At 64.9% G+C, this 26123-nt stretch carries 24 protein-coding genes and 1 tRNA gene; 16 read left to right on the top strand and 9 right to left on the bottom strand.

Translation table 11 applies throughout. The annotated features are described in order from the left end of the window. Nucleotides 1–13: 13 nt before the first annotated feature. Nucleotides 14–916, top strand: coding sequence for a ribonuclease Z (rnz, locus tag RPS27_RS32850; protein ID WP_313754946.1), 903 nt, complete (start codon nucleotides 14–16; stop codon nucleotides 914–916). Between the two features lie 16 nt (nucleotides 917–932). Here rnz and RPS27_RS32845 read toward each other — a convergent pair whose 3' ends face one another. Further along, complete coding sequence (locus RPS27_RS32845; protein ID WP_249132540.1) at nucleotides 933–1784, bottom strand: IclR family transcriptional regulator; 852 nt, start codon at nucleotides 1782–1784, stop codon at nucleotides 933–935. A 100-nt stretch (nucleotides 1785–1884) separates the two neighbouring features. Here RPS27_RS32845 and RPS27_RS32840 point away from each other — a divergent pair, with 100 nt between their 5' ends. The 8 genes from RPS27_RS32840 (at nucleotide 1885) to RPS27_RS32805 (ending at nucleotide 9398) form a co-directional block, all read left to right on the top strand. Beyond that, nucleotides 1885–2805 carry a dihydrodipicolinate synthase family protein gene (locus RPS27_RS32840; protein ID WP_212069461.1) on the top strand — a complete coding sequence of 307 codons (921 nt, stop codon included), beginning with the start codon at nucleotides 1885–1887 and terminating at the stop codon, nucleotides 2803–2805. A 4-nt stretch (nucleotides 2806–2809) separates the two neighbouring features. Beyond that, nucleotides 2810–4255, top strand: a complete 1446-nt coding sequence (locus RPS27_RS32835; RefSeq protein WP_313754945.1) for an FAD-binding oxidoreductase — start codon at nucleotides 2810–2812, stop codon at nucleotides 4253–4255. Then, nucleotides 4252–5358 (top strand): four-carbon acid sugar kinase family protein, encoded by a 1107-nt coding sequence (locus RPS27_RS32830; protein WP_212069457.1) that lies wholly within the window; start codon nucleotides 4252–4254, stop codon nucleotides 5356–5358. Before RPS27_RS32835 ends, RPS27_RS32830 begins: the two co-directional genes overlap by 4 nt. Beyond that, a complete protein-coding gene (pdxA, locus tag RPS27_RS32825; protein WP_212069455.1) occupies nucleotides 5355–6392 on the top strand; it encodes a 4-hydroxythreonine-4-phosphate dehydrogenase PdxA in 1038 nt (345 codons plus the stop codon). Before RPS27_RS32830 ends, pdxA begins: the two co-directional genes overlap by 4 nt. 13 nt (nucleotides 6393–6405) lie before the next feature. Next, on the top strand, nucleotides 6406–7536 hold the full coding sequence (locus RPS27_RS32820; RefSeq protein ID WP_249132538.1) for an iron-containing alcohol dehydrogenase: 1131 nt from the start codon (nucleotides 6406–6408) through the stop codon (nucleotides 7534–7536). Between the two features lie 60 nt (nucleotides 7537–7596). After that, a complete protein-coding gene (locus RPS27_RS32815; protein ID WP_211418116.1) occupies nucleotides 7597–8568 on the top strand; it encodes a tripartite tricarboxylate transporter substrate binding protein in 972 nt (323 codons plus the stop codon). 248 nt (nucleotides 8569–8816) lie between these two features. Beyond that, nucleotides 8817–8890: transfer RNA gene (locus RPS27_RS32810), tRNA-Gln, on the top strand. A gap of 145 nt (nucleotides 8891–9035) precedes the next feature. Then, nucleotides 9036–9398: a DUF1428 domain-containing protein gene (locus RPS27_RS32805; RefSeq protein WP_211418115.1), complete on the top strand. Its 363-nt coding sequence runs from the start codon at nucleotides 9036–9038 to the stop codon at nucleotides 9396–9398. Nucleotides 9399–9408: 10 nt separating this feature from the next. Here the strand turns inward: RPS27_RS32805 and RPS27_RS32800 are convergent, their stop codons facing one another. Further along, nucleotides 9409–10083, bottom strand: a complete 675-nt coding sequence (locus RPS27_RS32800; RefSeq protein ID WP_212068430.1) for a TetR/AcrR family transcriptional regulator — start codon at nucleotides 10081–10083, stop codon at nucleotides 9409–9411. Between the two features lie 135 nt (nucleotides 10084–10218). Here RPS27_RS32800 and RPS27_RS32795 point away from each other — a divergent pair, with 135 nt between their 5' ends. Then, nucleotides 10219–12507, top strand: a complete 2289-nt coding sequence (locus tag RPS27_RS32795; RefSeq protein ID WP_212068429.1) for an arylsulfatase — start codon at nucleotides 10219–10221, stop codon at nucleotides 12505–12507. Between the two features lie 12 nt (nucleotides 12508–12519). Here RPS27_RS32795 and RPS27_RS32790 read toward each other — a convergent pair whose 3' ends face one another. The 3 genes from RPS27_RS32790 to RPS27_RS32780 form a co-directional block, all read right to left on the bottom strand. Next, a complete protein-coding gene (locus tag RPS27_RS32790; protein WP_212068428.1) occupies nucleotides 12520–13086 on the bottom strand; it encodes an invasion associated locus B family protein in 567 nt (188 codons plus the stop codon). A 64-nt stretch (nucleotides 13087–13150) separates the two neighbouring features. Beyond that, complete coding sequence (locus tag RPS27_RS32785; RefSeq protein WP_212068427.1) at nucleotides 13151–16297, bottom strand: multidrug efflux RND transporter permease subunit; 3147 nt, start codon at nucleotides 16295–16297, stop codon at nucleotides 13151–13153. Continuing rightward, nucleotides 16294–17463 carry an efflux RND transporter periplasmic adaptor subunit gene (locus RPS27_RS32780; protein WP_194407551.1) on the bottom strand — a complete coding sequence of 390 codons (1170 nt, stop codon included), beginning with the start codon at nucleotides 17461–17463 and terminating at the stop codon, nucleotides 16294–16296. Before RPS27_RS32780 ends, RPS27_RS32785 begins: the two co-directional genes overlap by 4 nt. Before the next feature lie 379 nt (nucleotides 17464–17842). Here RPS27_RS32780 and RPS27_RS32775 point away from each other — a divergent pair, with 379 nt between their 5' ends. From RPS27_RS32775 to RPS27_RS32750, 6 genes are all read left to right on the top strand, one after another. Beyond that, entirely contained in the window at nucleotides 17843–18082 is a 240-nt protein-coding gene (locus RPS27_RS32775; protein ID WP_027571757.1) for a hypothetical protein, read from the top strand. Nucleotides 18083–18325: 243 nt separating this feature from the next. Then, on the top strand, nucleotides 18326–20728 hold the full coding sequence (locus RPS27_RS32770) for a TonB-dependent siderophore receptor (RefSeq protein WP_212068440.1): 2403 nt from the start codon (nucleotides 18326–18328) through the stop codon (nucleotides 20726–20728). Nucleotides 20729–20730: 2 nt separating this feature from the next. After that, a complete protein-coding gene (locus RPS27_RS32765; RefSeq protein WP_212068426.1) occupies nucleotides 20731–21420 on the top strand; it encodes a Fe2+-dependent dioxygenase in 690 nt (229 codons plus the stop codon). After that, complete coding sequence (gene exbB / locus RPS27_RS32760) at nucleotides 21417–22370, top strand: tonB-system energizer ExbB (protein WP_212068425.1); 954 nt, start codon at nucleotides 21417–21419, stop codon at nucleotides 22368–22370. The genes RPS27_RS32765 and exbB overlap by 4 nt, the downstream gene beginning before the upstream one ends. Before the next feature lie 3 nt (nucleotides 22371–22373). After that, entirely contained in the window at nucleotides 22374–22829 is a 456-nt protein-coding gene (gene exbD / locus RPS27_RS32755) for a TonB system transport protein ExbD (RefSeq protein ID WP_212068424.1), read from the top strand. Nucleotides 22830–22840: 11 nt separating this feature from the next. Then, entirely contained in the window at nucleotides 22841–23653 is an 813-nt protein-coding gene (locus RPS27_RS32750; RefSeq protein ID WP_194407555.1) for an energy transducer TonB, read from the top strand. Here RPS27_RS32750 and RPS27_RS32745 read toward each other — a convergent pair. From RPS27_RS32745 to RPS27_RS32730, 4 genes are all read right to left on the bottom strand, one after another. Further along, entirely contained in the window at nucleotides 23641–24063 is a 423-nt protein-coding gene (locus RPS27_RS32745) for a hypothetical protein (protein ID WP_212068439.1), read from the bottom strand. The two genes, RPS27_RS32750 and RPS27_RS32745, sit on opposite strands and share 13 nt — an antisense overlap. 63 nt (nucleotides 24064–24126) lie before the next feature. After that, nucleotides 24127–24807, bottom strand: a complete 681-nt coding sequence (locus tag RPS27_RS32740; protein WP_194408262.1) for a site-2 protease family protein — start codon at nucleotides 24805–24807, stop codon at nucleotides 24127–24129. A 155-nt stretch (nucleotides 24808–24962) separates the two neighbouring features. Then, the gene (locus RPS27_RS32735; RefSeq protein WP_194407556.1) at nucleotides 24963–25355 is read right to left on the bottom strand and encodes a GFA family protein; all 393 of its coding nucleotides are present in this window, start codon (nucleotides 25353–25355) and stop codon (nucleotides 24963–24965) included. Between the two features lie 7 nt (nucleotides 25356–25362). Next, a complete protein-coding gene (locus RPS27_RS32730) occupies nucleotides 25363–26109 on the bottom strand; it encodes an SDR family NAD(P)-dependent oxidoreductase (protein WP_212068423.1) in 747 nt (248 codons plus the stop codon). Nucleotides 26110–26123: the final 14 nt, after the last annotated feature.

Here is a 26123-nt window from a genome sequence, read left to right as displayed (position 1 = left end):
GCACGCGACGACCATGTTTGCCCTGACATTCCTTGGCACTTCGGCGAGCGTTCCCTCGGCGGAACGCAACCATCCGGCCTTGCTGGTCGAGGCGGCCGGTCAGCGCATGCTGGTCGATTGCGGCGAGGGCACGCAGCGCCAGCTGCTGCGCAGTGGCGCCGGCTTCCGGCGGCTCGACCGCATCCTGCTCACGCACGCGCATCTGGATCACGTGCTCGGCATCCCCGGCCTGTTCTCGACGCTGCGCTTGCGGCAGAGCGCCGAGGTGATGACGGTTCATGGTGGCCCAGTCACGCTCGAGATCGTCATCCAGATGCTGGCAGGGATCTGGGGCGCGGGCAGGGCGCCGCTTCCAGTGGGGTTCGCAGCCTTGGCCGCGGGCCAATTTCTCGACGCCAGTGATTTCACCATCGCCTGCTTTCCGGTCCGTCACCGCGACACCGACAGTTTTGGTTTCGTGTTCCAGAGTCCATCGCGTCGCCACCTTCGGCCCGATCGCCTCGCGGCGCTTGGCGTCCCGGATGGTCCCATGCGCGGCGAACTGGCTGCAGGACGGCCGGTCGTGATCGACGGTCGAACGATTGATCCGGAAGAGGTTCTGGGCCCGCCCAGCGGCGGCAAGAAGCTCGTGGTGATCGGCGACACCGAGACCACCGACGGGCTGTCCGGCTACGTCGCTGACGCCGATCTGCTGGTGATCGAGGCGACTTTCCTCGATCGCGATGCCGCGACCGCGCGGGATTACGGCCATCTGACCGCGGCGGAAGCGGCCGCCTTTGCGGCCGCCAGCAACGTCCGCCGGCTCGTGCTGACCCACATGTCGGGACGGTACGAGGACGATGAGATCTTGGCCGAGGCGGCGAGGATCTTTCCCAATACCGGGATCGCCGCCGATTTCGATCATATCGAGATCTAGTTACCCCGCCCCGTGATCAGCTCGTCAGTCCCGACTTGATCGCGAGATCCTGCACCTGGGCCGTCAGTTGCATCAACTTCGGCAGCGCCTGGTCGCGGAAGGCTGCCATGTCCATGCGCATCGCATCGACCGTGACGCTCAATCCTCCGATCACCTGGTCCTGCGCGTCGAAGATCGGCGTTGCCAGCGTGCGCAAGCCGTAGGCGTTCTCGCCGTCGGAGACGGCGTGGCCCTTTTTCTTCACCTGGTCGAGCCGGGCGAGCAGGGCATCGAGATCGGTCAGCGTCCGCTCTGACAGCTTGACGCGTGGGCGCGCTTCCAGCCGCGCAATCTGTTCCTCGCGCGCCAGATGCGCCAGCATGACATGGCCGAGCGCGGCGCTGTAGGCGGGAATGCGCGTGCCGGGCCGGCGGTCCATCTTGTGGCGGTCGAGGCCGGCGCCGACGCGCGCGAGATAGACGACGTCGCCGCCGTCGAGGATGCCGAGGGAAGCCGCGTCGCCAACATCAGGCACGAGGCCGCGCAGCAGCGGCTCGACCATCGGCCGCAACGATCCATGCGAGAGCACGGTGTAGCCGAGGTCGAGACACGCAATCCCGAGGCGGAACCGCCGGCTCGGTGGAACAGCCTGGAGATAGCCGAGCTCGACCAAGGTCTGGATCAGGCGAAACGCCGTTCCGCGATCGAGATCGGCCCGTGCGGCAATCTCACTCAGGGTCAGCTCGAAAGCCTCGCTGCTGAAGCTCTGGAGCACGGCAAAGGCCTTGCCGACGGAAGCAACGTAGTTCTTTGGATTTTTCGGGAGCGATTCCGCTTTGCGCTTCGTGGCCTTTTTCTCGACCTTGGCCATGCCCGAATGCCTTGCCATGACGCACCGCCCTTGACGTGGCGGCCAGCTGATTTTACGACAGGTCACAATAACAAATGTTCGCATTCCGAACAATATCGATTTGACGATCGGAGGAAGTTTGTCGACATCATCGCTACACCCTCATGGCGTGTTCTCCGCCGCGCTGACGCCGCTCGACGCCGGACTTGCCCCCGATCATGCGCGCTTCGTCGCGCATTGCCGCTATTTGCTGGAGGAGGGCTGCGACGGCATCGCGCTGCTCGGCACCACAGGCGAGGCAAACTCCTTCTCCGCGGCCGAGCGCATGGCACTGCTCGAAGCGGCGGTGGCCGCGGGCATCGCGCCGCAGCGGCTTCTTCCGGGAACGGGCGTCGCCGCGCTCACCGAGACCATTGCGCTGACGCGTCATGCGCTCTCGGTCGGCGTCGAGACCGTGGTGATGCTGCCGCCGTTCTATTACAAGGGCGTCAGCGACGACGGCATCTTTGCCTCCTACAGCGAGGTCGTGCAGCGCATCGGCGATGCCAGGTTGAAGATCGTGCTCTATCACATTCCGCAGATGTCGGCGCAGCCGATCTCGCATGCGCTGATCGAGCGGCTGCGCAAGGCCTATCCGACGACCTTCACAGGCATCAAGGATTCCTCGGGCGACTTCGCCAACATGAGTGCCATGGTCGAGCGTTTCCCGGGCTTCTCAGTTCTGGTCGGGGCTGATCCCTTGCTCCTGCCGCTGCTGCGCAAGGGCGGCGCCGGCTGCATCACCGCGACCTCCAACCTCGTCGCGCGCGACCTGGCCTATGTCTACAAGCACTTTCGCGACAGCGACGACGACGCACCCCTCAAGGCGGCGCAGGCGCGCATCGTGAAGGCGCGCGAGCTGGTCTCGCGCTTTCCGCAGATGGCCTCGCTGAAGGCGCTGGTGGCCGAGCGCACCGGGCATACCGGATGGCAGCGCCTGCGGCCGCCGCTGGAATCCTTGCCGCCAGCTCAGGTGAAAGAGCTGCTCGCGAATGCGGCGGCGTTCGCCGCGGACGTCTAGCGCCATGTCCTGCTCATTCCAGGATGCGTTGACCGGGCTCGCCGCGATCGTCGGCGACAAGCACGTCATTGCGTCCGGGACCGACCAGGAGCCCTATGTGGTGGACTGGCGCGGGCGCTATCACGGTCGCGCCGTCGCAGTCGTGAAGCCCGGCTCGACGGCCGAGGTCGCCGCAATCGTGAAGTTCTGCGCGGCAAGGCGGCTCGCGATCGTGCCGCAGGGTGGCAACACCGGCATGTGCGGGGCGGCGACGCCCGACGATCACGCGGGCAATGTCGTGATCCGGCTCGACCGGATGCGGGCCGTGCGCGACGTCAGCCCGCTTGCCAACACCATCACGGTCGAGGCCGGTTGCATTCTCGCGGAGGTGCAGAACGCGGCGCGGGACGTCGATCGCTATTTTCCCTTGAGCCTCGGCGCCGAGGGCTCCTGCCAGATCGGCGGCAACATCTCGACCAATGCGGGCGGCACCGCCGTGCTGCGTTACGGTCCGACGCGCGATCTCGTGCTCGGCCTGGAGGTCGTGCTGCCTGACGGACGCGTCTTCAATGGCCTGCGCGCCTTGCGCAAGGACAACACCGGCTACGCCCTCAAGCAGCTCTTCATCGGGGCAGAGGGGACGCTCGGCATCGTCACCGCGGCGGTGCTGAAACTGTTCGCGCCGCCGCGCAGCTCAGCGCTGGCGCTGTTGAAGTTGCAGGGCGTCGAGCAGGCACTCGAGATCATGCAGCGCCTGCGCGGCACGGTCGGGGACCGGCTCGGCAGCCTCGAGATCATGTCGCGGTCGCAGATCGAGGCGATCGCCGCCACCGTGCCGCATGTCACCATTCCCTTCGAGCTGACGACGCTATGGTATCTGATTGTCGAGCTGACCGACACGCTTCCGGGCGTCGATCTCGACGAGCCGCTGGCCACGGTGCTAGCGGACGCGATGGAGGTCGGTCTGGCTGAAGACGTGATCCTCGCGTCCAATCTCGCGCAGGCCAAGGCGATCTGGGCCGTCAGGCACAGTGTGTCCGAAGGCAACAAGCGCAGCGGCTATGTGGTGTCGCATGACAGCGTGATTCCGCTGGAGCGTCAGGCGGCCTTCGTGACCAATGTCGAAGCCCGGATCAAGGCGGCCGTCTCGCATGCGAACGTGGTGATGCACGGCCATATCGGCGACGGCAACATCCACGTCGTGGCCCTGATCGACCGGCTGCATTGCCAGGACCCGGATGCTACTGCCAAGCTGGTCGCCAAGATCAACGAGATCGTCGATGACGAGACCGCTGCGCAGGGCGGAGCGATCAGCGCCGAGCATGGTATCGGCATCACCAATCGTGGCCGTCTCGCCCGCGTCGCCGATCCCTTCGACATCGAGCTGATGCGCGACATCAAACGGCTGCTCGACCCGAACGGCCTGATGAATCCGGGCAAGATTTTCGCCGCAGGAGGCGTGCAGCGATGACCAGCGTCCGCCTGCTCGCCGACGATCTCACCGGCGCGCTCGACACCGCGGCGGAGTTCGTCGGCCCATGCGGGCCGTTCGACGTCATCTGGTCGGAAACATTTGCGCCGCCGGGCTCCGGCAGCCTGGCAATCGACAGCGGCACCCGTGAGCGGTCGAAGGCGGAGAGCGTCGGGATCGTCGGCCGACTGGCGCCGTACCTTCAGGGTGGGACGATCGCCTACAAGAAGGTCGACAGCCTTCTTCGGGGCGCGTGGGCGGCCGAGCTTGGCGCCTGCCTGCGCACTGGCCATTGGGCCTCCTGCGTGGTCGCGCCCGCCTTCGAATATCAGGGGCGCCGCACCGTTGGCGGCCAGCACTTCGCGCGCACGGTGCATGGCGATTGGCATCGGGTCGGCGACAATCTGCTGGATCAATTGAGGCAAGACGGCATCGATGCACGGCCGGGCACACCCGACACGCTCTCGCAAGGCGGCGTTCAGGTGTTCGATGCCGAGAACGACCTCGACCTCGATCGTGTCGTCGACATGGCGCGGCGCATGCCGGGGCCCGTGCTGTGGTGTGGCAGCGGCGGCCTGGCCGGTGCGCTGGCCCGCAGCCATCGTGCCGACGCGCCGAGCCAATTGAAGCCGCCGGTGCTGGGGCTGTTCGGCTCCGACCAGGCTGCCACCGCAGCCCAACTCGCGGCATGCGGCGAAGCCACCATCGCGGTGACGGAGGGCGAGGGCGGCGCGGGCGTTCGACGCAAGCTGGCCGACGAGGGCGTGGCGCTGGTCAAGTTCTCGCTTGTCGACGGTCTGTCGCGCGTCGAGGCGGCGCAGCGGATCGCGCGCGAAATTGCAGCACTGACCGCGGCACTCGAACCGCCGGGCACGCTGATCGTTGCCGGTGGAGAAACACTGAAGGCCGCATGCGTCGCCCTCGGCGCGCATGCGCTCGAGGTGACAGGGCGCGTTGTTCCGGGACTGCCGCGCTCGATCCTGCAGGGCGGCCGCTGGGCCGGCGTCGAAATCATCTCGAAATCCGGTGCATTCGGTCCCAGCGAGCTGTGGCGAGATCTGCTGCGGGACAATCATCTACTCAGAATGGAGAGTCCGACATGACCTCTCGTCATCTTGCCATCACCATGGGCGACCCGGCCGGGATCGGCCCGGAGATCATCGTCAAGGCCTGCGTCGGGCTGAAGGACCGGATCGCGACCGGCGATCTGCGCTTGCTGATTATCGGCAGCGGCGCGGCGCTCGATGGCGCGAAGGCGGCTCTCGGAGCCAATGTTGCGATCCCCCAAGTCTCCGCGGAGGATCGTGAGTGGCCGAACCTCTGCTACCTGCAGGCGGATGCTGAGGGAGACCCGATCAAGCCCGGCGTGCTCAGCGCCGATGGCGGCCGCTTTGCCTACAAGGCGATCGAGCAGGGCGTGCGTTTGACGCAGGCGGGACGGACCGGGGCCATCGTCACCGCGCCGCTCAACAAGGAAGCGCTCAACAAGGCCGGCTATCATTTTCCCGGTCATACCGAGATGCTGGCGCATCTAACCGGCGTGCGCGGCTCGGTGATGCTGCTCGCCCACGGCAACATGCGTGTCAGCCACGTCTCGACCCATGTGGCGCTGGAGGACGTGCCGAAGCGTCTGACGCCGGAGCGCCTGCGCATGGTGATTGACCTCACCAATGATGCCTTGCTGCGGCTCGGCATCGCCAAGCCGAAGATCGCGATCGCCGCGCTCAATCCGCATGCCGGCGAGGGCGGCCTGTTCGGCCGGCAGGATATCGACGTCTCCGCGCCGACGATCGCGAAAGCGGTTGCGGATGGTCTCGACGTCGTCGGCCCTGTGCCCGGCGACACCATCTTCGTCAAGCTGCGCGCCGGCCAGTACGATGCGGCGGTCGCGATGTACCACGACCAGGGGCATATCCCGGTCAAGCTGCTCGGCTTCCAGGTCGATCCCGCGACCGGCCGCTGGCAGGAGCTCTCGGGCGTCAACATCACGTTGGGGCTGCCGATCATCCGCACCTCCGTCGATCACGGCACCGCCTTCGACATCGCCGGCAAGGGCATCGCCAATGAGCGCAGCCTGATCGAGGCCATCGACTATGCCGAACGGCTGTCCGCCGGCGCCTCCGCATCCAAATCATGAGATCGAACGCAAGATGACCAACGCCTTCACGCCTATCGAGATCCAGCGCCCCACCATCCTGGAGTTCGGCAACGGCACCATCATCGCCGCGGCGCGCTTCGCCGCGCGGATCGGCGCCAAGCGGCCGCTGGTGATCTCCGATCCGTTCAACGCACGCCGCGTCGACACGTTGGCGCTGCCGGGCGCCGTCAAGGTGTTCGGCGATGTCAAGCCCGAGCCGGACCTGCCCAATCTCGAGAAGGCGGTGGCAATGGCGAAGGACGTCAAGCCCGATCTCGTGGTCGGTTTCGGTGGCGGCAGCGCAATGGATCTCGCCAAGCTGGTCGCGGTGATGTGCACGTCCGACGTGCCCTTTGCCGACATCGTCGGGCCGGAGAAGGTGGCCGGCCGCAGCGTTGCGCTGATGCAGATCCCGACGACATCAGGCACCGGCAGCGAGGCTGGCACGCGCGCGCTCGTCACCGACCCCGTCAGCCAGAACAAGCAGGCGGTGCAAAGCCGCTTCATGCTGGCTGACATCGCCATCGTCGATCCGGACCTGACGATGACCGTGCCGAAGGAGGTCACCGCGGCGACCGGCGTCGATGCGCTGGCGCATTGCGTCGAGGCCTATACCAGTCGCAAGGCGCATCCGACGATCGATCTCTACGCGCTCGAGGGCGCGCGGCTGGTCGGACGCTATCTCAAGCGCGCGGTGGCCGATGGCGGTGATCGCGAGGCGCGCGCGGGTCTGTCGCTGGCCTCGCTCTATGGCGGCTATTGCCTCGGGCCGGTGAACACGACCGCCGGTCATGCGGTGGCCTATCCGCTCGGCACGCGTCACCACGTGGCGCATGGGCTGGCCTGTGCGGTGATCTTCCCGCACACGCTCGCCTTCAACATGCCGGCGGTGGAGGCGAAGACGGTCGCGGTGCTGGGCGCACTGGGCTTGCAGGAACGCAACGATCCGAAGCTCGCATTCGACGCGACCTATGGGTTCTGCAAGGAGCTCGGCATCGAGATGCGGCTCGCCGCTCTCGGCGTGCCCAGAAACGATCTCGGCGTGATGGCCGATGAGGCGCACGCCATTCGCCGCCTGCTCGACAACAATCCGCGCGACCTCGGCCGGGACTCGATCCTGAGCATGTACGAGACCGCGTTCTAGCTCTCTCCGCCGCTCCGCGCGGCGGCCAATCTACAACACGGACAACGGAGGAAAACTTTGATGAGATCGATGTGGGCTGCTCTTGCCTCAGTCATGCTGCTGGCGACGTCACCGGCGAAGGCGCAGGATGCCTATCCGTCCAAGCAGGTGACGGTGATCGTTCCCTTTGCCGCCGGCGGCACCGCGGACATTTTCGCGCGCATGGTCTCCAACCATCTGCAGGTGAAGTTCGGCAAGCCCTTCGTGGTCGAGAATGTCGGCGGCGCCGGCTCGATCCTCGGCGTGACGCGGCTCGCGAAATCCGCGCCTGACGGCATCACGCTCGGCGTTGCCAGCACGTCCGCGCTTGCGATCAACCCATCGCTCTACGGGCCGAAGCTCAGCTACCAGCCGGACAAGGACCTGATGCCGGTCGCCCAGATCAGCGTCGTGCCCAACGTGCTCGTCGTCAACCCCAACAAGATCAAGGCGCGCACCGTGCCCGAGCTGATCGCCTATCTGAAGGCGAATCCGGACAAGGTCTCGTTCGGCTCGGCCGGTGTCGGCACCTCGCAGCACCTTGCCGGCGAGCTGTTCCAGCAGATGACCGGCACCAAGATGGTGCACGTGCCCTACAAGGGCTCGAGCCAGATGCTGACGGATCTGCTGAGCGGGCAGATCGATCTCGCGTTCGATAACGTGCCGCTGCTGCTGCCGCAGGTGAAGACCGGCCAGCTCGCGCTGCTCGCGACCGCAACGCCCAAGCGCGCAGACTTCGATCCGCAGGCGCCGGCCGTCGCCGAGTTCCTGCCCGGCTTCGAGGCGGTGGCCTGGCACGGCTTCTTCGTTCCTGCCGGGACGCCGAAGCCGATCGTCGAAAAGCTCTCGGCCGAGATCCGTGCCTTCATGCAGCAGCCGGAGACGGTGCAGAAATTGGCTGAGCTCGGCGCCACCGCGGTCGCCGTGGATTCCGAACCGTTCGCGGCCTACATCGCCGCCGAGACGGCGCGCTGGAAGAAGGTGATCGAGGCCGCGAACATCAAGCTGGACTAAAGCGCGATGCGATGAGGATGGAATCGCCATCGCGCTCGAGGTTATTGTTTAAAGCGTGATCTTTTCGGAAAACCGCTGCGCACTTTTCCGGGTCATGCTTTAGGCGGCGATCCATCCACCGCGGCGCTTGCCAGCCCGGAAACGAGCGGGTAGAACCCTGCCACGCCCGAGCCGTGATTTGCGCCAAACGCGCTGCCGGTGACAGTCGAACGAATCAGCAAGTGTTTGAATTTGTTCGATTATTCCGTTGGGGAATGGTGTAACGGTAGCACAACAGACTCTGACTCTGTTTGTCTTGGTTCGAATCCAGGTTCCCCAGCCAGTTCCGGGCGTTCTCGACGATCCAGGTTTCGTTCGGATAGCCGCGCTGCTCGCGACGGTTTGCCTCAGCTGAAAATCGCATCTCGCCGTCGGATCGCCGCGCTCTGCATCGTCCTTGGGGCCATACAACCCTTGGGAGATCCGTTATGCCCTATGTCGATGGTTTCGTTCTGGCCGTGCCGAAGGACAAGATCGAGGCTTACAAGACGCTGACGGCGACTGCCTGCGCGCTCTGGATGGAGCACGGTGCGCTCGATTACGTCGAATGCATCGGTGACGACGTCCCCTATGGCGAGCTGACCTCGTTCCCGCGCGCCGTGATGGCGAAAGAAGACGAAGTCGTGGTGTTCTCCTGGATCGTCTACCGCGACCGGGAGACCCGCGATGCCGTCAACAAGAAGGTGATGGCGGACCCGCGGCTGAAGATGGAGGGCATGCCGTTCGACGGCAAGCGCATGATCTATGGCGGCTTCACGACGCTGATGCAGGCGAGCGACGTCGTCGGCTGACAGAGAAGACCTATCTCGGAGACGCGCGGCCGCATTCGGCCTGGAGCAGCAGCAACAGGCAGTCGGCGAGCCGCGTCTCCATCTCCTTCGACGAGAGCGACAGCGGTCCGGGATCGTTGAGGATCGCGTTCACCAGCGTGCCCAGCACGATCTGGAAGCCGAAGGCGATGGCGCGGGTCTTTGCCGCCTTGCGGCCCTTGCCCATGGCCGGCAACAGGAGAGGGGTCGCGCGCGTGGTGGTCGCCCGGGCGAGGGCCTTGAACGGCGTCCATTGGTCCGGGCGAGTGTCGTCGTGCTGAAGTGCGGCGCGCAGCACGCCCTCGTGGCTGCGCATCCAGACGATGATGCCGCTGACGACGACATGGCAGAGCTCGTCGAGGCCCATGCCGGGGGAGGGCGGGCGGATGTCGCCGAGCCGCTGCTCCGCGTCGCGTGTGGCCAGTGCCATCAGCGCGTTGAAATAGCTCTCCTTGCTTTCGAAACGACTGTAAAAGGCGCCGACGGTGGCTCCGACTTCGGTGCACAGCGCCTCGATCGAGAGCTCTCCAAGGCTGCGCGTCCTCAGCATCGCGGCGCCGGCGCGCAGCAGCGCCAGCGTCGTTTCCCGGCTGCGCTTCTGCCGCGACGGAGCCACCCCCGGCAGGTCGAAATCGGGAAGCTCAGGCTGGTCTGACCGTGGGCGCATCCGGGCTTGCATCCGCCAAAAATAATAATCATAATTCTGATTATAATTTAGGCCGATACGAGCCGCGGGTCAACCGCGGGCGCGCAAAGACAACGGGCTCAAGACAACGAAATACGGCCCAGCAGGGAGGATCAGATGAGCGCAGGCAGCGGTACGCCGTTCCGCGGCAGCGTCGGCAAGACGGTTGCGGAGTCAAAACCCTGGTGGCCGGACGCTGTGAAGCCGCCCGAGGGCGCGCCGAACATCCTCGTGGTGCTGTTCGACGACGTCGGCTTCTCCGATTTCGGCTGCTACGGTTCGGCGATCAGGACGCCGACCATCGACAGGCTCGCCGCGGAAGGCTTGCGCTACAGCGGTTTCCACACCACTGCGATGTGCTCGACGACGCGCGCCGCGCTGCTCACCGGGCGCAACCATCATTCGGTCGGGGTCGGGTGCCTCGCCAATTTCGATTCCGGCTATCCCGGCTATCGCGGCAAGATCGCGCGCGAGGCGGGGACGCTGGCCGAGATGCTGCGCGGGCACGGCTATCGCAACTACATGGTCGGCAAATGGCACGTCACGCCGCTGACCGAGAGCGGGGCCACCGGCCCGTTCGACGGCTGGCCGCTCGGGCGCGGCTTCGATCGCTTCTACGGCTTCCTCGATGCCGAGACTGACCAGTACGCGCCGGAGCTCGTCTCCGACAACACGCATGTCGATCCGCCGGGCAGCTACGCCGACGGCTATCATCTGACCGAAGACCTGATCGACCAGTCGATCCGCTTCATCGGCGATCACCTCGCCGATCGGCCCGAAATTCCCTGGCTGACCTGGGTCGCGCTCGGAGCCTGCCATGCGCCGCATCAGGCGCCGGCCGAGATCATCAAGAGCTATGACGCCACCTTCGCCCATGGCTGGGACGTCGAGCGCGAGCAGCGTCTCGCGCGCCAGAAGGCGATGGGCCTGGTGCCCGCGGCTACGAAGATGCCCGCGCGCAATGACGGCGTGAAGGCCTGGGAGGAGCATTCGGCCGACGAGCGGCGCGTCTTCACCAGACTGCAGGCGGCCTTCGCCGGCATGCTCGACCATTCCGACCGCCATCTGGCGCGGCTGGTCGCATTCCTCGACACGGCCGGCATCCGCGACAACACCGTGATCATCGTGATGTCCGACAATGGCGCGAGCCAGGAGGGCGGGCCGCTCGGATTCGTCAATGCGATGGGGCCGTTCAACTTCAAGCCGGAGCCGATCGCCGAAAAGCTCGCCCGCATCGACGATATCGGCGGGCCCGACACCCACAGCAACTTCCCGCATGGCTGGGCGATGGCATCCAACACGCCGCTGCGCCGTTACAAGCAGAACACCCATGGCGGCGGCATCCGCGATCCCTTCGTCATCAACTGGCCAAAGAGGATTGTGGCCAAAGGCGAGCTGCGTCACCAGTTCGTCCACGCCTGCGACCTCACGCCGACGCTGCTGGAGCTGATCGGTATCGACGCTCCCGCGGATATCGCAGGCTGCCGGCAGATGCCGCTCGAAGGCGAGAGCTTTGCGCGGTCGATCGCGAATGCATCCGCGCCGTCGAAGAGCTCGCCGCAATATTTCGAGATGTTCGGCCATCGCGGTCTCTGGCACGCCGGGTGGAAGGCGGTCGCCTTTCATCCGTCGGGCACGCCGTTCGAGAACGACAAATGGGAGCTGTTCCATCTGGATGCGGATTTCTCCGAGACCAACGACCTTGCGGCAACCGAGCCGGAGCGTCTCGGCCGGATGATCGCGATGTGGTGGGACGAGGCCGAGAAGCACAACGTGCTGCCGCTCGACGACCGCTTCGGGCCGCGCTTTGCGGAGAATGCCAAGCGTTTCCACGGTGCGCGCCACCACTTCGTCTTTCACGCCGGCATGGGCCACGTGCCGACCGACGTCGCGCCCGACGTGCGCAGCCGTAGCTACACGATCGAGGCACATGTCGAGACCGGCGAGCAGGGCGCTGACGGCGTGCTGATCTCGCACGGCGATGCGACGTCGGGCTACAGCCTCTATGTCAGCGACGGCTATCTCGTGCACGATCTCAACATCGGCGGCAGCCACCAGATCGTGCGGTCGGACCGCAAGGTACCGTCAGGCGCGCGGCGGCTCGGCGTGCATGTCGAGCGTCTGGTGCGCAAGGAGCCGCCGGCGAAGGGCGCGCGCACCGGCGTCAGCGCGTACACGCTGCTGATCGACGGCGAGCCGGCGGGGTCGCTGCAGACCCAGCTTGGCTTCCACACGCTGATATCGTGGTCAGGCCTCGACATCGGCCGCGACCGCGGCAGCCCGGTCTCGCATTACGCGGCGCCGTTCGCGTACGGGGGACGGCTGCTGCGCGTCACTGTCACCATGCATGACGACCAGAAGCTCGACGGCGAAGCCGTCGGCAACGCGCAGATGGCGCGGCAGTGACGGAGAAACCCCTTACTTGATCTTGTCGTAGGCGGCCGCGAAATCGCCCAGCGGCATCTGGATCGCGATTGTCTCCTTGGCCATGTTCTGGAACGAGACCTTCAATTGCTTGCCCGCCCGCAAGGCGGCGAGGAGGTCCGCCGCGACCGGCGTCGAGGCGTAGCAGCCGCGGTTTTCGCAGGTCTGGATCTGCAGGTCGAACGTCTTGCCTTCGTCGACCTGGAGCTTGGCGCCGACGGGGAGGTTGAGGCCGAGCGGCAATTGCAGCAGCGCCACCGGCGTGCGGGCGTCGGGCGCGATGCGGATGTTGATCAGGACGACGGTCTGGCCGGTCTTGGTCAGCACCGCGTTCTGCTCCATCGCGCATTCGAGCGGCGCATCGCGGCTGGCGCTGGTGCAGCGGACGATCCAGCCAGGCTGCCCGGGCGCACCGTCAGCCTGTGCTTGTGTCGGCGCGGGCGAGGGGTGTGCGGCCGGGGCAGGTGCTGCGTTCTTCTTCGCGCCCTGCTGGGCATGCGCGGCGCCCAAGGACCACAGGATAAATGCGGCGAGGGCGACAAGTCTGGATTGCATGAGCATGACGAAACCGCGTTGGCGTGAACCGAGGGCCTCGCTGTAGCGTCGCGGGAGGCGCGGCGCAAGCTTACTCGGCCGCTTGCTTGACGGTGCCGTGCGCGGTCGCCTCGTCGCCTTCGTCGTCGTCCGAACGGCCCCAGGTGGAGAACCAGTTGTTGAGCTTGTCGAGATAGAGATAGACGACGGGCGTCGTGAACAGCGTCAGCGCCTGGCTGACGATGAGGCCGCCGACCATGGCGTAGCCGAGCGGCTGGCGGATCTCGGCGCCGGTGCCGTGACCGAGCATCAGGGGCACGCCGCCGAGCAGCGCGGCCATCGTCGTCATCATGATCGGGCGGAAGCGCAGCAATGCGGCCTGGCGTATCGATTCCTCCGGCGTCTTGTGCTCGTCGCGCTCGGCCGCGATCGCAAAATCGACCATCATGATGCCGTTCTTCTTCACGATGCCGATCAAAAGGATGATGCCGATCAGCGCAATCAGGCTGAAATCGAAGCCGGCCGCCATCAGGATCGCGAGCGCGCCGACGCCGGCTGAGGGCAGCGTCGACAGAATCGTGATCGGATGGATGTAGCTCTCGTAGAGAATGCCGAGGATCAGGTAGACGACGACGAGCGCGGCGAGGATCAGCAGCGGCACGGTGCCGAGCGATTGCTGGAACGCCTGCGCGGTGCCCTGGAAGCTCGAGTTGAGCGTCGGCGGCGCGCCGAGATCGGCCATCGCCTTCTGGACGGCTTCGGTTGCCTGGCCGAGCGCGACGCCTTGCGCGAGGTTGAAGCTGATCGTGATCGCCGGGAACTGGCCCTGATGGCTGATCGAGAGCGGGCGGACCGGATCGGTGGTCCAGGTCGCGAATGTCGACAGCGGGACCTGATCGCCGGTCAGCGGCGATTTGAGATAGAGCTTGTTGAGGCTGTCGAGATTGCCCTGCATCTCCGGCAAGATCTCCAGGATCACCTTGTAGGTGTTGAGCTGGGTGAAATATTGCGTGACCTGCCGCTGTCCGAAGGCGTCATACAGCGTGTCGTCGATCAGCTGCGGCTGGATGCCGTAGCGTGAGGCGGTGTCGCGGTTGATCTTGAGCTGGACGGTGGTGCCCTGCGTCTGCTGGTCGGTCGCGACGTCGCGCAGCTCCGGCAGCGTCTGCATCTTGGCGAGGATCTTGGGCGCCCATTCGTTGAGCTCCTCCAGATTGGCGTCCTGCAGCGTGAATTCGAACTGCGTACGCGTCGGCCGGCCGCCGAGCCGGACGTCCTGGGACGCCTGCATGTAGAGGCGGGCGCCGGGCACCTTGTCGAGCTGGGGACGGAGGCGTGCGATGATCTCCTGCGCCGACGCGTCGCGCTGATTGCGCGGTTTCAACGTGATGAACAGGCCGCCGTTGTTGCCGGCTCTGCCGCTGCCGCCGATCGCCATGGCGACGCTGGCGACGCCTGGATCCGCCTGCACGACCTTGGCGAGCGCCTCTTGCCGCTCCTTCATGGCCGCGAAGGAAATGTCCTGCGAGGCTTCGGAGGTCGAGGTGATCAGGCCGTTGTCCTGCTGCGGGAAGAAGCCCTTGGGGATCAGCACGAAGAGATAGACCGACAAAGCGAGAGTCGCAAAGAAGATGGCGAGCGTGGTGCGCCTCCAGCTCAGGGCGATGTCGAGAACATGCTCATAGCCGCGCAGCATCGCGTCGAAGGCGCCTTCGCTCCACTGATAGAAGCGGCCGTGCTTGACTTCGCCATGGGCGCGCAGGAAGCGCGAGGCCATCATCGGGGTCAGCGTCAGGGAGACGACCATCGAGACGAAGATGGTCATCGCCAGCACGACGGCGAACTCGCGGAACAGGCGGCCGATGATGCCGCCCATCAGCAGCAGCGGGATCAGCACCGCGACCAGCGAAATGCTGATGGAAACGATGGTGAAACCGATTTCCTTCGCGCCCCTGTAGGCGGCGGCCATCGGCGCTTCGCCCTCCTCGACGTAGCGGGAGATGTTTTCGAGCATGACGATGGCGTCATCGACCACGAAGCCGACCGCGATCGTCAGCGCCATCAGGGAGAGGTTGTCCAGGGTGTAGCCGGCCACCCACATCAGCGAGCAGGCGCCAAGCAGCGCCAGAGGGACGGTAATCGTGGGAATGACCGTCGCCCAGAAGCTGCGCAGGAAGATGAAGATGACCATGACCACAAGGAAGATGGTCAGGAGCAGGGTGAACTGGACGTCTTCGACCGCGGCCCGGATCGTCTGGGTTCGGTCGCTCATCAGCTCGATCTTGATCGCCGGCGGGATCGCCGCAACGAGGCGTGGCAGGGCCGCCTTGATCTTGTCCACGGTCTCGATGACGTTGGCACCGGGCTGCTTGAACACGACGAGGAAAACGCCGCGTTTGCCGTTCGCCCAGGCCGCCTGCTTGGCATCTTCCGGACCGGTGACGGCCTGCCCGATGTCGCGGATGCGCAGCGGCCCGCCGTTGCGGTAGGCGATGATGACGTCGTTCCAGTCCTTGGAATGGGTGAGCTGATCGTTGGCGTAGATCGTGTAGGCGCGGTTGGGGCCGTCAATGTTGCCCTTGGGGCTGTCGACCGTCGTGATCGCGATCTGGCTGCGCACGTCCTCCAGCGACAGGCCCTTGGCGACGAGCTTGGCCGGATCGATCTGGATACGGATCGCCGGTTTCTGCTGGCCGCCGATGATGACTTGCGCGACGCCGGAGATCTGGCTGATCTGCTGCGCCAGCTGCGCATCGACGGAGTCGCTCACGGTGGTCAGCGGCAGGGTGTCCGACGTGGCGGACATGATGAGGATCGGCGAGTCCGCCGGATTGACCTTGCGGTAGGTCGGTGGCGACGGCAGATTCTTCGGCAACTGGCCGGAGGCCGCGTTGATGGCTGCCTGAACGTCGTTGGCAGCACCGTCGATGCTGCGATTGAGGTCGAACTGAATGGTGACCGACGCGGTGCCCAGATAACTCGTCGAGGTCATCTGCGCGATGCCGGGGATCTGGGCGAACTGGCGCTCCAGCGGCTGGGCCACGGACGAGGCCATCGTCTCGGGGCTGCCGCCCGGCAGGTTGGCAGTGATCTGGATGGTCGGGAAGTCGACCTGCGGCAGCGGTGCGACCGGAAGCAGGGGATAGGCGACGAGACCGATGAAGAGAATACCGGCCATCAGCAGCGAGGTGCCGATGGGATAACGGATGAAAGGTGCCGAAATCCCGCCCTCAGTCATTCCCGTCGTACCTTACTCTGGGCCGGATCCGAGCTCGCCACCGCCGTCGAGACGAGGCTCCCGGGCTGGACCTTGAACTGACCGCCGACAATCACCTGCTGACCGGGGCTCAAGCCTTCTTCGATGACCGAATGGCCGTCGATGGCATAGCTGACCTTGACCTTGTGCACCTCGGCCTTGTTGTCCTGATTGACCGTATAGGCATAGAGGCCGTTGGTGGAATGCTGGACCGCGTCATCCGGAACCACGGTCGCGTCCTTCAGCGTCCGCACCAGAAGCCGCGTCGAGACCGATTGGCCCGGCCACAGCGCGTGGTCCTTGTTGTCGAACACCGCCTTGAGCCGGATCGTCCCGCTGGTCGTGTCGACCTGGTTGTTGATGACCGCAAGCTTGCCCTCGGCCAGCGTCTTCTTGCCGTCGGTGCTGAAAGCGATGACCTTGAGCGCGCCGCTCTTCTGGCCCTCGCTGATATAGGGAAGCTGGTCTTCCGGCGCGGTGAAGATCACGGAAATCGGCTCGACCTGCGAGATCGTGACGATGCCCGTCTGCGTCGAGGCGTTGACGATGTTGCCGATGTCGACCTGGCGCAGGCCTGCGACGCCGGTGATCGGCGCCTTGACCTGGGTGTAGTCGAGCTGGGTCTGGGCGTTGGCGATCGCGGCTTCGTCGGCGGCGATCTGGGCAGTGAGCTGGGCGACGGTCGAGCGCTGGGTGTCGACCCGCTGCGCGGTCGCGAATTCGCCGAGCTTCATGGCGCGTTGAAGTTCGAGATTGGCGTTGGCGAGGCTGGCCTCGTCCTGCGCCTTCTTGGCCTTGGCCTGGTCGAGCGTGGCCTGATAGGGACGGGGGTCGATCGAGACCAGAAGCTCGCCCTCCTGGACGATCTGGCCTTCCCTAAAGGTGAGTTTGTCGATCTGGCCATCCACCCGGCTGCGGACCTGGACGGTGTTGAAGCCCTGAACCGTGCCGAGACCGGTCAAGTAGACCGGGAAGTCGACTTTCTGGACCGGAGCAACGCTCACAGGGACGGCGGGCGGGCGGGGTGGACCCTTCTGGGCGGTCTGGGTTTTTCCGGCTCCAGATCCGAATTTCTGCCAACCATAGTAACCCGCGGAGGCCACGGCCGCGATGATCAGAAGCCAGAGGATCGGCCGGGACTTTTTCATGTCGTCTCGTGTCGGCTCGTATGCCCTCAGCTAACGAATGACAGGGCAATCGCAGGGTTCCAGCGGGTTTGTATAATACACGCCAAGTTCCAGTGTAAACAGCACTATCGGTTGAGAATCCTAAACAATTGGAAAGCTTTGCACCGTCTGGGCAGTGCTCTGGCGCGGCGGTGTGCAGGGCTGCATTTGCTTGGTCGGCTCGAGCGGCGGGCAAGTCTTGTGCGGCACCCGCAGACAGTGTGCTCGATCCGAATGGCGCCGCGCCGGGTCGCCGCTCGGCGCTGCTCGCAAGAATGGTTCTAAATCGTGTGGCAGCCGTTTTGGTTGTCAGCAATTCGTGCATCGGTCATATCCGGCGCCGCCACCTATGGAGCGCAGAATGGATGAATTGAACGGCAAGCTGATCGCGTGTCAGATTCTGATCACGGGATTGATCGCGCGGGTGGCCAACGAGCAGCGCGATCCCTTGCGCTTCCTCACCGACTTCCGGGACGAGATCAAAGCCGTCGTGAACGGCGTCAACATCGCCGGCATGGACTCAACCGATCGCGTGCGCGCCGTCGCGCAGAAGACCGTCGACGAGTTGTTTTCGCTGATGAAGCCGCCGAGCAGCGATTGATGTCGTGCGGAAGATTGATGATGTGAAGGAGGCTGCGCTTATGCCGGCAAATGGCGCAGCTTTTTAGAATGAGTCCAGTCTTGGTTTAGAACGGTTTCAAACTGCAGTTTAGAATTGTTTTGATCTGGATCGATTCAAGGGTTCTTGCGAGCCGCTCGCATTGACCCGCTATTTTGCCGCCGATACCAACAACTCATCGTTCGTCGAAGTGAATGAGCGAACAGGAAGATGGGGCGTTTGGTAATGGGGCAGGTGGTCGCACCGAAATCGTTGCGTTCGGTCGCAGCATTCGATCTGTTGGATGAAAAATCCGCGGGCGTTTCTGGCAAGAAGGCCTCCGCGGTTGCGAGCTTGATCGCGGTGGCGTCGGTATCGAGCGGCGCGCAGGCGCAGCAGTCGAACCTGCCGCCGGTGACGGTCGACGCGCCCGTCGAGCGGCCGCGTCCGACGGCATCGAAGCCCTCGCCGGAGCAGGTCCGCGCCCGCAACGCGATTCGTCGCGCCGCGCAACGCGAGCAGGCGACGCAGCAGGCAGCCCCGACCACGCCGTCAGGCGCTGTCGACGGCAATCCCTATGCCGATCCCGCCGCGCCCTACAAGGTCGACCACGTCCAGGCCTCGGGCAAGTTTCCCGAGAAGATGCTGAATACGCCCAAGAGCATCACGGTGCTCAGCAAGGAAGTTCTCGAGGACAAGAACGCGACGACCCTGAAGGAGATCGGGCGCTCGACCGCGGGCGTGACGCTTGGCTCGGGTGAGGGCGGCAACGCGTTTGGCGACCGCTTCTTCATTCGCGGCTTCGATGCGCGCAACGACGTGTTCATCGACGGCATCCGCGATCCCGCCGTTTCCATCCGCGAGAACTTCTTCACCGAGCAGATCGAGATCCTGCGCGGCCCTGCATCGTCCTACGCCGGCCGCGGAACCGCGGGCGGTGCCATCAACATCGTCACCAAGCAAGCCGGTGACCGCAACTTCCAGCGCATGGACACCGAGTTCGGCACCGACCGGACCAAGCGCGTCACGCTCGACGTCAACCAGGTCATCGACCCGACCTTCTCGGTGCGCACCGGTGGCCTGTTCCAGGACGCCAACGTCGCCGGCCGCGACTACGTGACCGACAATCGCTGGGGCACCTTCATCTCGACCAAGTACACCCCGACCAGCGACCTCAAGATCACGACCAACTACGTCCACACCGACCTCAGCGGCTACCCCGATTTCGGCGTGCCCTATTACAAGCAGGGCAACGTGCCGGTGACCTCGGCCGGCATTCCGCGCGGCAACTGGTACGGCTTCCTCAACCGCGACTTCCAGACGGCGCGGCAGGATTTCGGCACCGGCACGGTCGAGTACAAGGTCAACGACGCCATCACGCTGACCAGCAAGGTGCGTGGCGAGCACTCGCTGCTCAACTACATCGGCACGCTGCCGCAGAACCCGATTACGACCAGCCCCAACCCGCTGCTCTGGACCACGACGGCGAGCGCGCAGAGCCGCTACCAGACCGTGGACGTGTGGGCCAACCAGAACGAGGCTACGTTCAAGCTCGACACCGGCGGGGTCAAGCACACCGCGGTGTTCGGCGTCGAATATGCGAACGAGAACATCTCGATCGACCGTTACTCCGGCCTTGCGGCTGAGCTGGCCGGCTCGCCGTTCACGAGCACCGGCGCCATCTCGGGTGTCAATCTCTATGCGCCCCAGTACACCTATCTCTCCGGCTTCGGCATTCCGTCACTCATCGGAAATCCGACACGCTACGGCGTCAACACCAGCAGCGTGTATGTGATGGACACCGCGAACTGGCAGGACACGATCATCGTGAACGGTGGCGTTCGCTACGACGGTTATAGCCAGAGCGCGTCGAACAATACCAATTATGTGAAGCAGAACTCCGATCTGGTGAACTACAACGTCGGTTTGGTCTACAAGCCGATGTCGATCGGCAGCGTCTATGCAGCCTACGCCACCTCGGCCAATCCGTTCGGTTCGGAGCTCGACGCGACCGGCACCGACTACGGCGGCGTTCCCGCCAACTCGACCATCTTGCTTGGGCCCGAGCGCAACAAGGCGATTGAGGTCGGCACCAAATGGGAGCTTGCGGATCGCCACCTGCTGGTGACCGGTGCGCTGTTCCAGACCACCAAGGACAACGCGCGCGAGACCGTCAACGGCCTGCTGACGTCGGGTGCTGCCTACAGGATCCAGGGCATCGACATCGAAGCCGAGGGCAAGATCACCGATCGCTGGAGCATCTTCGGCGGCCTGGTGCTGATGCAGTCCAAGGTCACGCAGAGCGGCGTCGCCTCCAATCTCGGCCTGCAGCTTGCCAACGTGGCCCATCAGTCGTTCAGCATGCTGACCAAGTACAAGTTCGACGACGGCTGGGAGCTCGGCGGGCAGGCGGTGTACCGCTCGAAGGTCTATGGCGGCACGTTTGCGGCCAACACCAACGAGCTGCCGAGCTATTGGCGCTTCGACGCGTTCGTCGAGAAGAAGATCGACAAGAACTGGACCATGAAGTTCTACGCGCAGAACCTGACCAACAAGCTCTATTACGACTCGTTCTATCGCAGCAACGTACCGTTCGTTGCGGTCGCGCCGGGGCGGGCGTTCTACCTCGTGACGACGGCGAAGTTCTGAACATGTTGACATGCCTGCCTGGCGTTCTCAGCAAGGATGATGTGGCGGATTTCCGCCGCATCATGGACGCCAGCACATGGGAAGACGGCCGTTCCACCGCCGGCGCGCAGTCGGCGATGGTCAAACGCAACGAGCAACTACCGCCTGACAGCGAGGTCGCGCGAAAACTCGGCAACCGCATCATCTCGGCTTTGACGTCGAATCCGCGCTTCATCGCGGCCGCGATCCCGCTGCAGATCTTCCCGCCGCTGTTCAACCGCTATGCGGCCGATAGCGGCCACCATTTCGGCCTGCATGTCGACAATGCGATCCGCGGCGACCGCCTGACCGGCCTTCGCATCCGCACAGACCTGTCGGTCACGCTGTTCCTCGCCGAGCCGGAAGAGTACGATGGTGGCCAACTTGTGATCGAGGACACCTACGGCTCGCACGAGGTCAAATTGCCGGCCGGCGACTGCGTGCTCTATCCTTCGACCAGCCTGCATCTGGTCACGCCGGTGACGAAGGGAACGCGGGTTGCGTCTTTCTTCTGGCTTCAGAGCATGATACGGGACGATCAAGCCCGGAGCATGATCTTTGACCTCGACACCGCGATTCAGGCGCTGGTGGAACGGCTCGGGCGTGACGATCCCGAAACGGTCAAATTGACGGGTATCTATCACAACCTCATTCGCTACTGGGCCGAAGTATGAAGATCATGTCCCTCCAAGCAAGCCTTGCCGCAGCCGTCATGCTGACGGCCGCCTGGCTCGCATCTCCCGTTTCCGCCCAGACACAAACCCCTCTCTCGGCGGCCGCGCAGCAGGCGGCTCCGCCGCCCGTGGCCAGCCCGGCTCCGGCGGCTGCGCCCTCGGCAACGGCACCTGCGGCTTCGACGGCTCCGGCAACCCCGTCCGTGGTCGCAGTTCCAGCGCCTGCCAAGTCCGAGCCCGCATCCGGTATTGCGCCGGCGATGAAGGAATTGTCGCCCTGGGTCATGTTCATGTCGGCCGACGTCATCGTGAAGGCGGTGATGATCGGGCTCGCCTTCGCATCGCTGGTGACCTGGACCGTCTTCATCGCCAAGTCGATCGAGCTGTCGGTCGCCTCCACCAAGCTTCGCTCGGCCTTGAAGAAGGTTGCCGAGACGCGCTCGCTTGCCGAGGCGCAGATGGCGCTCGGCGCCAAGGAGGGCATCCTGCCGTCCTTCCTGGCGGCGGCCCTGCGCGAGGCGCGGATGTCGGCCGGCCTGTCCAGCGATGCCGGCATCAAGGAGCGCGCGGCCTCCAGCTTCCAGGAGATCGTGCGCGCCGAGGCGCGGCGCATCCGGATCGGCATGGGCGTGCTTGCGACCATCGGCTCGACGTCGCCCTTCGTCGGCCTGTTCGGCACGGTCTGGGGCATCATGAACAGCTTCATCGGCATCTCGAAGTCGCAGACCACGAACCTCGCCGTCGTCGCGCCCGGTATCGCCGAGGCGCTGCTCGCCACCGCGATCGGCCTCGTCGCCGCGATCCCCGCGGTCATCATCTACAACCACTTCTCGCGCGTGACGAAGGGCTATCTCGAGCTCGTCAGCCGCGCCTCGGGCGCCGCAGGAAGGCTGCTTTCGCGCGATCTCGATCGCAGCCACGGCAGCGTGCATTCGCGCGCAGCGGAGTGAACCATGGCCGTTTCGCTCGCAGACAATGATGACGACGACGATTTCTCGGAAACGCATGACATCAACGTCACGCCGTTCATCGACGTCATCCTGGTTCTGCTGATCATCTTCATGGTCGCAGCTCCGCTCTCCACGGTCGATCTGCCGATCGACCTGCCGACCTCGAGCGCGACCCCGCAGAAGAAGCCGGACAAGCCGACCTATCTCAGCATCAAGCCTGACCTGACGCTTGCGATCGGAGAAAATCCGGTCCAGCGGGCCGAGTTGATCGGGACCCTCGACGGCCTGTCCGACATGAGCAAGGACAAATACGTGTTCCTGCGTGCCGACAAGTCGGTACCGTATGGGGAGTTGATGGGCGTCATGGAGCTCCTGCGCTCAGGCGGCTATACCCGGGTGAAGCTGGTGGCGCTGGAAGGCGCTGCGGGGGCGCCTGCGGCCGGCGCCGCTCAGCCTTAAGAAGACCTGTTATGTCAGACGAACTCAGACCATCCCGAAAACTCTGGATCCTGGCGGCGGTAGCGGCGCTGGTGCTCCATCTGGGTGGTGCTGCGCTCGCGCTGGCTCATTTGCGCGCCGATGATGACGGCGACGGTCTGGGGGCCGCCGGCGCGGAGTTCGCGGTCGAGATGGCCTCGCCCAAGGCGCCCGAAGCCGACCTGCCGCCCGGGCCCGACAGCGAAGCGATGCAGGAGCAGCAGGCGCTTCCCGAGCAAAAGGCCGAGACCAAGGAGACGGAGCTGCCAAAGGATCAGCCGCAGCAGGTCGAGGATCCCGATCGCGTCGTGACCGAGAACAACGCGAAGAAGCCGACGGAAGAGGATCCGAAGATTCAGGCGGTCGAAACGCCGGCCGCCGAAGCGTCGCCGAAATCGGTGGCGACGGCACGGCAGACGCTCGACGAGGATGCGCGCGAGGCCGAGAAGGCACTGGCGCCCGTCATCGGGCTCGGCAAGGACATCCTGAAGATCACGGCCGACTGGAACCGCAAGATCAGCGCGCACCTTGCGACTCACAAGGTCAATCCGGAGGGCAAGCAGCCGAGCAACCAGAAGGTCAAGGTGAGCTTCGCGATCAATCGCAAGGGCAACGTGCTGTCGGTGGATGTCGTGGAATCGTCCGGGGATGCAGCCTATGACGCGGCCGCGGTCTCGATTGTCCGCAAGTCTGATCCCATCCCGCAGCCGCCTGCCGGGCTGACCGAGGACCGGTTCGAGCGCACCGTCGATATCATCTTCACGCCGCCGGACGCGAAAAAGAAGAAGACCGCTCAGCGCCAGTAGAGCCGGATTCCGACATAGACCACGACCAGGCAGGCGAAGATCAGCGCCACCGGGAGCGGTCGCTTCTGAGGGCCGGCGAACGCCGCCGCCCCGAAGGACGCCGACTTCTTCGGCGCCGGAGCCGGACGGCGGAAGGCGGTAACATTGTCCGCAGCCGGCTCGGCCGCGCGTGGGCGGACGTCGGGCGGGGTTCCCGCGCCGCCCATCTCCGCATAATAGGCCTTGTAGATCGCGCCGATGGTGGCCTCGGTGGCCTCGCCCTCGTTCATCTGCGCCAGCAGGTTCTGGTAGCTTGCGAGGAACTCCTGGGCTTCCGGCGGCAGCGCGGACGATCCGTTGAGCTTGGCCATCATCTTCCAGGTGGCGAAATCGGCGCGGGCGCGGGTATCGGCGCGTCGCGCGATGAGCATATCGGCAGCTTTGACCAAGTCGGCCTCTGGCCCTTCGGCTTGTGTTCGAATGTCGCTGTTCAACTACGCATTGCCGGTCAGGAAGAGAACAGCCTGAATCACATAACCGGTCAACGTCCGCAGTATTGCTGAAATAACATCAAGATTTAGACCGAACTGCGAGCCCGCGAGCGGTAGCAGGATCAGGAGACCGATCAGGATCAGCATCCCGAACGGCTCGAGCCGGGCCAGCGGCAAGGCGAGCGGCCTCGGCAATAGCCCGACCGCCACGCGCCCGCCGTCGAGCGGCGGGATCGGCATCATGTTGAAGACGGCCAGGATCGCGTTGATGATGAGGGCATTCTTGAGGTTGTCGGCCACCCATTTCGCCGAGCTCGCCGGCACCAAGGGCAGGGCATGGAAGGCGAGGGCGGCGGCCAGCGCCAGCAGGATGTTGGTGACGGGCCCGGCCAGCGCCACCCAGACCATGTCGAGCCTGGGGTTGTTCAGCTTGCGGAAGTTGACCGGCACCGGCTTGGCATAGCCGAACAGGAACGGCGAATGCGCGAACAGCAGCATCGCCGGCAGGATCAGCGTGCCGAAGGGGTCGATGTGCCTGATCGGATTGAAGCTGACACGGCCGAGCTGCGCGGCCGTGTTGTCCCCGAGCCGGTCCGCGACGAAGGCATGCGCGGCCTCATGGAAGGTAATGGCGAGCACTAGCGGCAGCACCCAGACCGAGAAGTCATAAATGGAAATGTTCACGGCTCGTTGATCCCGGTTTGCTTGCGGCCTTGCAGCCGTCCCAGCCAACCGGCGGTGCAGCAACGCTTCGGCTCAAGATAGGGGCGCCGGTTCCGAAATGCCACGCTGCAGATGACCCGCGAATAATGCCGCGCACGGCCGACCGTTGCCTGACGTCACGCCGGGATCGTCGTCTGATATTGGGTCAGGCCGTCGTCGAGCTTCAGCCATGCGAGCTTTTCCGACACCCAGATGTGCTCCGTCGGCGCAAAGGCATTGCGGTCGTCGAATGTCGCAAGCGCGGCGCCCGCGAGCGTGCCGTTACGCCGCCAGGCGAACAGCCGCGTGCCGCAGCGCTTGCAGAACACGCGATCGATGTTCTCCGAGGACGCGTAGCGCTCGGTCTCGCCCTCGACGGTCAGCGCGCGCTGGTCGAACTGTGCGCGGGCGAAGAAGGGCGAGCCCATCGCCTTCTGGCAGGTGCGGCAATGGCAGACGCGAACGTTGAGCGGCTCGCCCTCCGCCTTGAACCGCACCGCGCCGCACAGGCATCCGCCCTCGTGGATCATGCTGTCCTCAATAGGTTGCGCGCCCGCCGGAGATGTCGAACACGGCGCCGGTCGAGAATGCGCAATCCTCGGATGCCAGCCAGCTCACCATCGCGGCCAGCTCCTCGACCAGCACGAAACGCGCCTTCGGGATCTTCGACAGCATGAAGTCGATATGCTGCTGCGTCATCTGGTCGAAGATCGCGGTCTTGGCGGCCGCCGGGGTCACCGCGTTGACGAGAATGTCGTGCGCCGCGAGCTCCTTGCCGAGCGACTTCGTCAGCGCGATCAGGCCGGCCTTGGACGCCGAATAGTGCGAGGCGTTCGGATTGCCTTCCTTGCCGGCGATGGAGGCGATGTTGACGATGCGTCCGTACTTCTGCTTGAGCATCGCGGGCACGATCGCCTTGCAGACGATGAAGGGACCGTCGAGGTTGATGCGCAGCACCTTGCGCCATTCCTCGAGATCGGTCTCCCAGACCGGCTTGTTGACACCGGCGATGCCGGCATTGTTGACGAGGATGTCGATCTTGCCGAAGGCGGCAAGCGTCGCGTCGCGCGCCTGCTCGACACCTACGGTGTCGGTGACGTCGACCTTGAACACGCGGACGCCATCGCCGATCTCTTTCGCGGTTTTCTCGGCCAGCGCCGCATCGAAATCCCAGATCGCGACCTTGGCACCGGAGGCGACGAAGCGCTCGGTGATGGCGCGGCCAAAGCCCTGCGCGCCGCCGGTGACGACAGCGATGCGGCCGTTGAGATCGATCTTGTTCATGAGACTGATCCCTG

This window comes from Bradyrhizobium sp. WYCCWR 12699 (assembly GCF_032144035.1).
In the GTDB taxonomy this organism is placed as follows: domain Bacteria; phylum Pseudomonadota; class Alphaproteobacteria; order Rhizobiales; family Xanthobacteraceae; genus Bradyrhizobium.
Note: the sequence above shows the minus strand (reverse complement) of the source record. Positions and strands in the feature narration are given on the sequence as shown.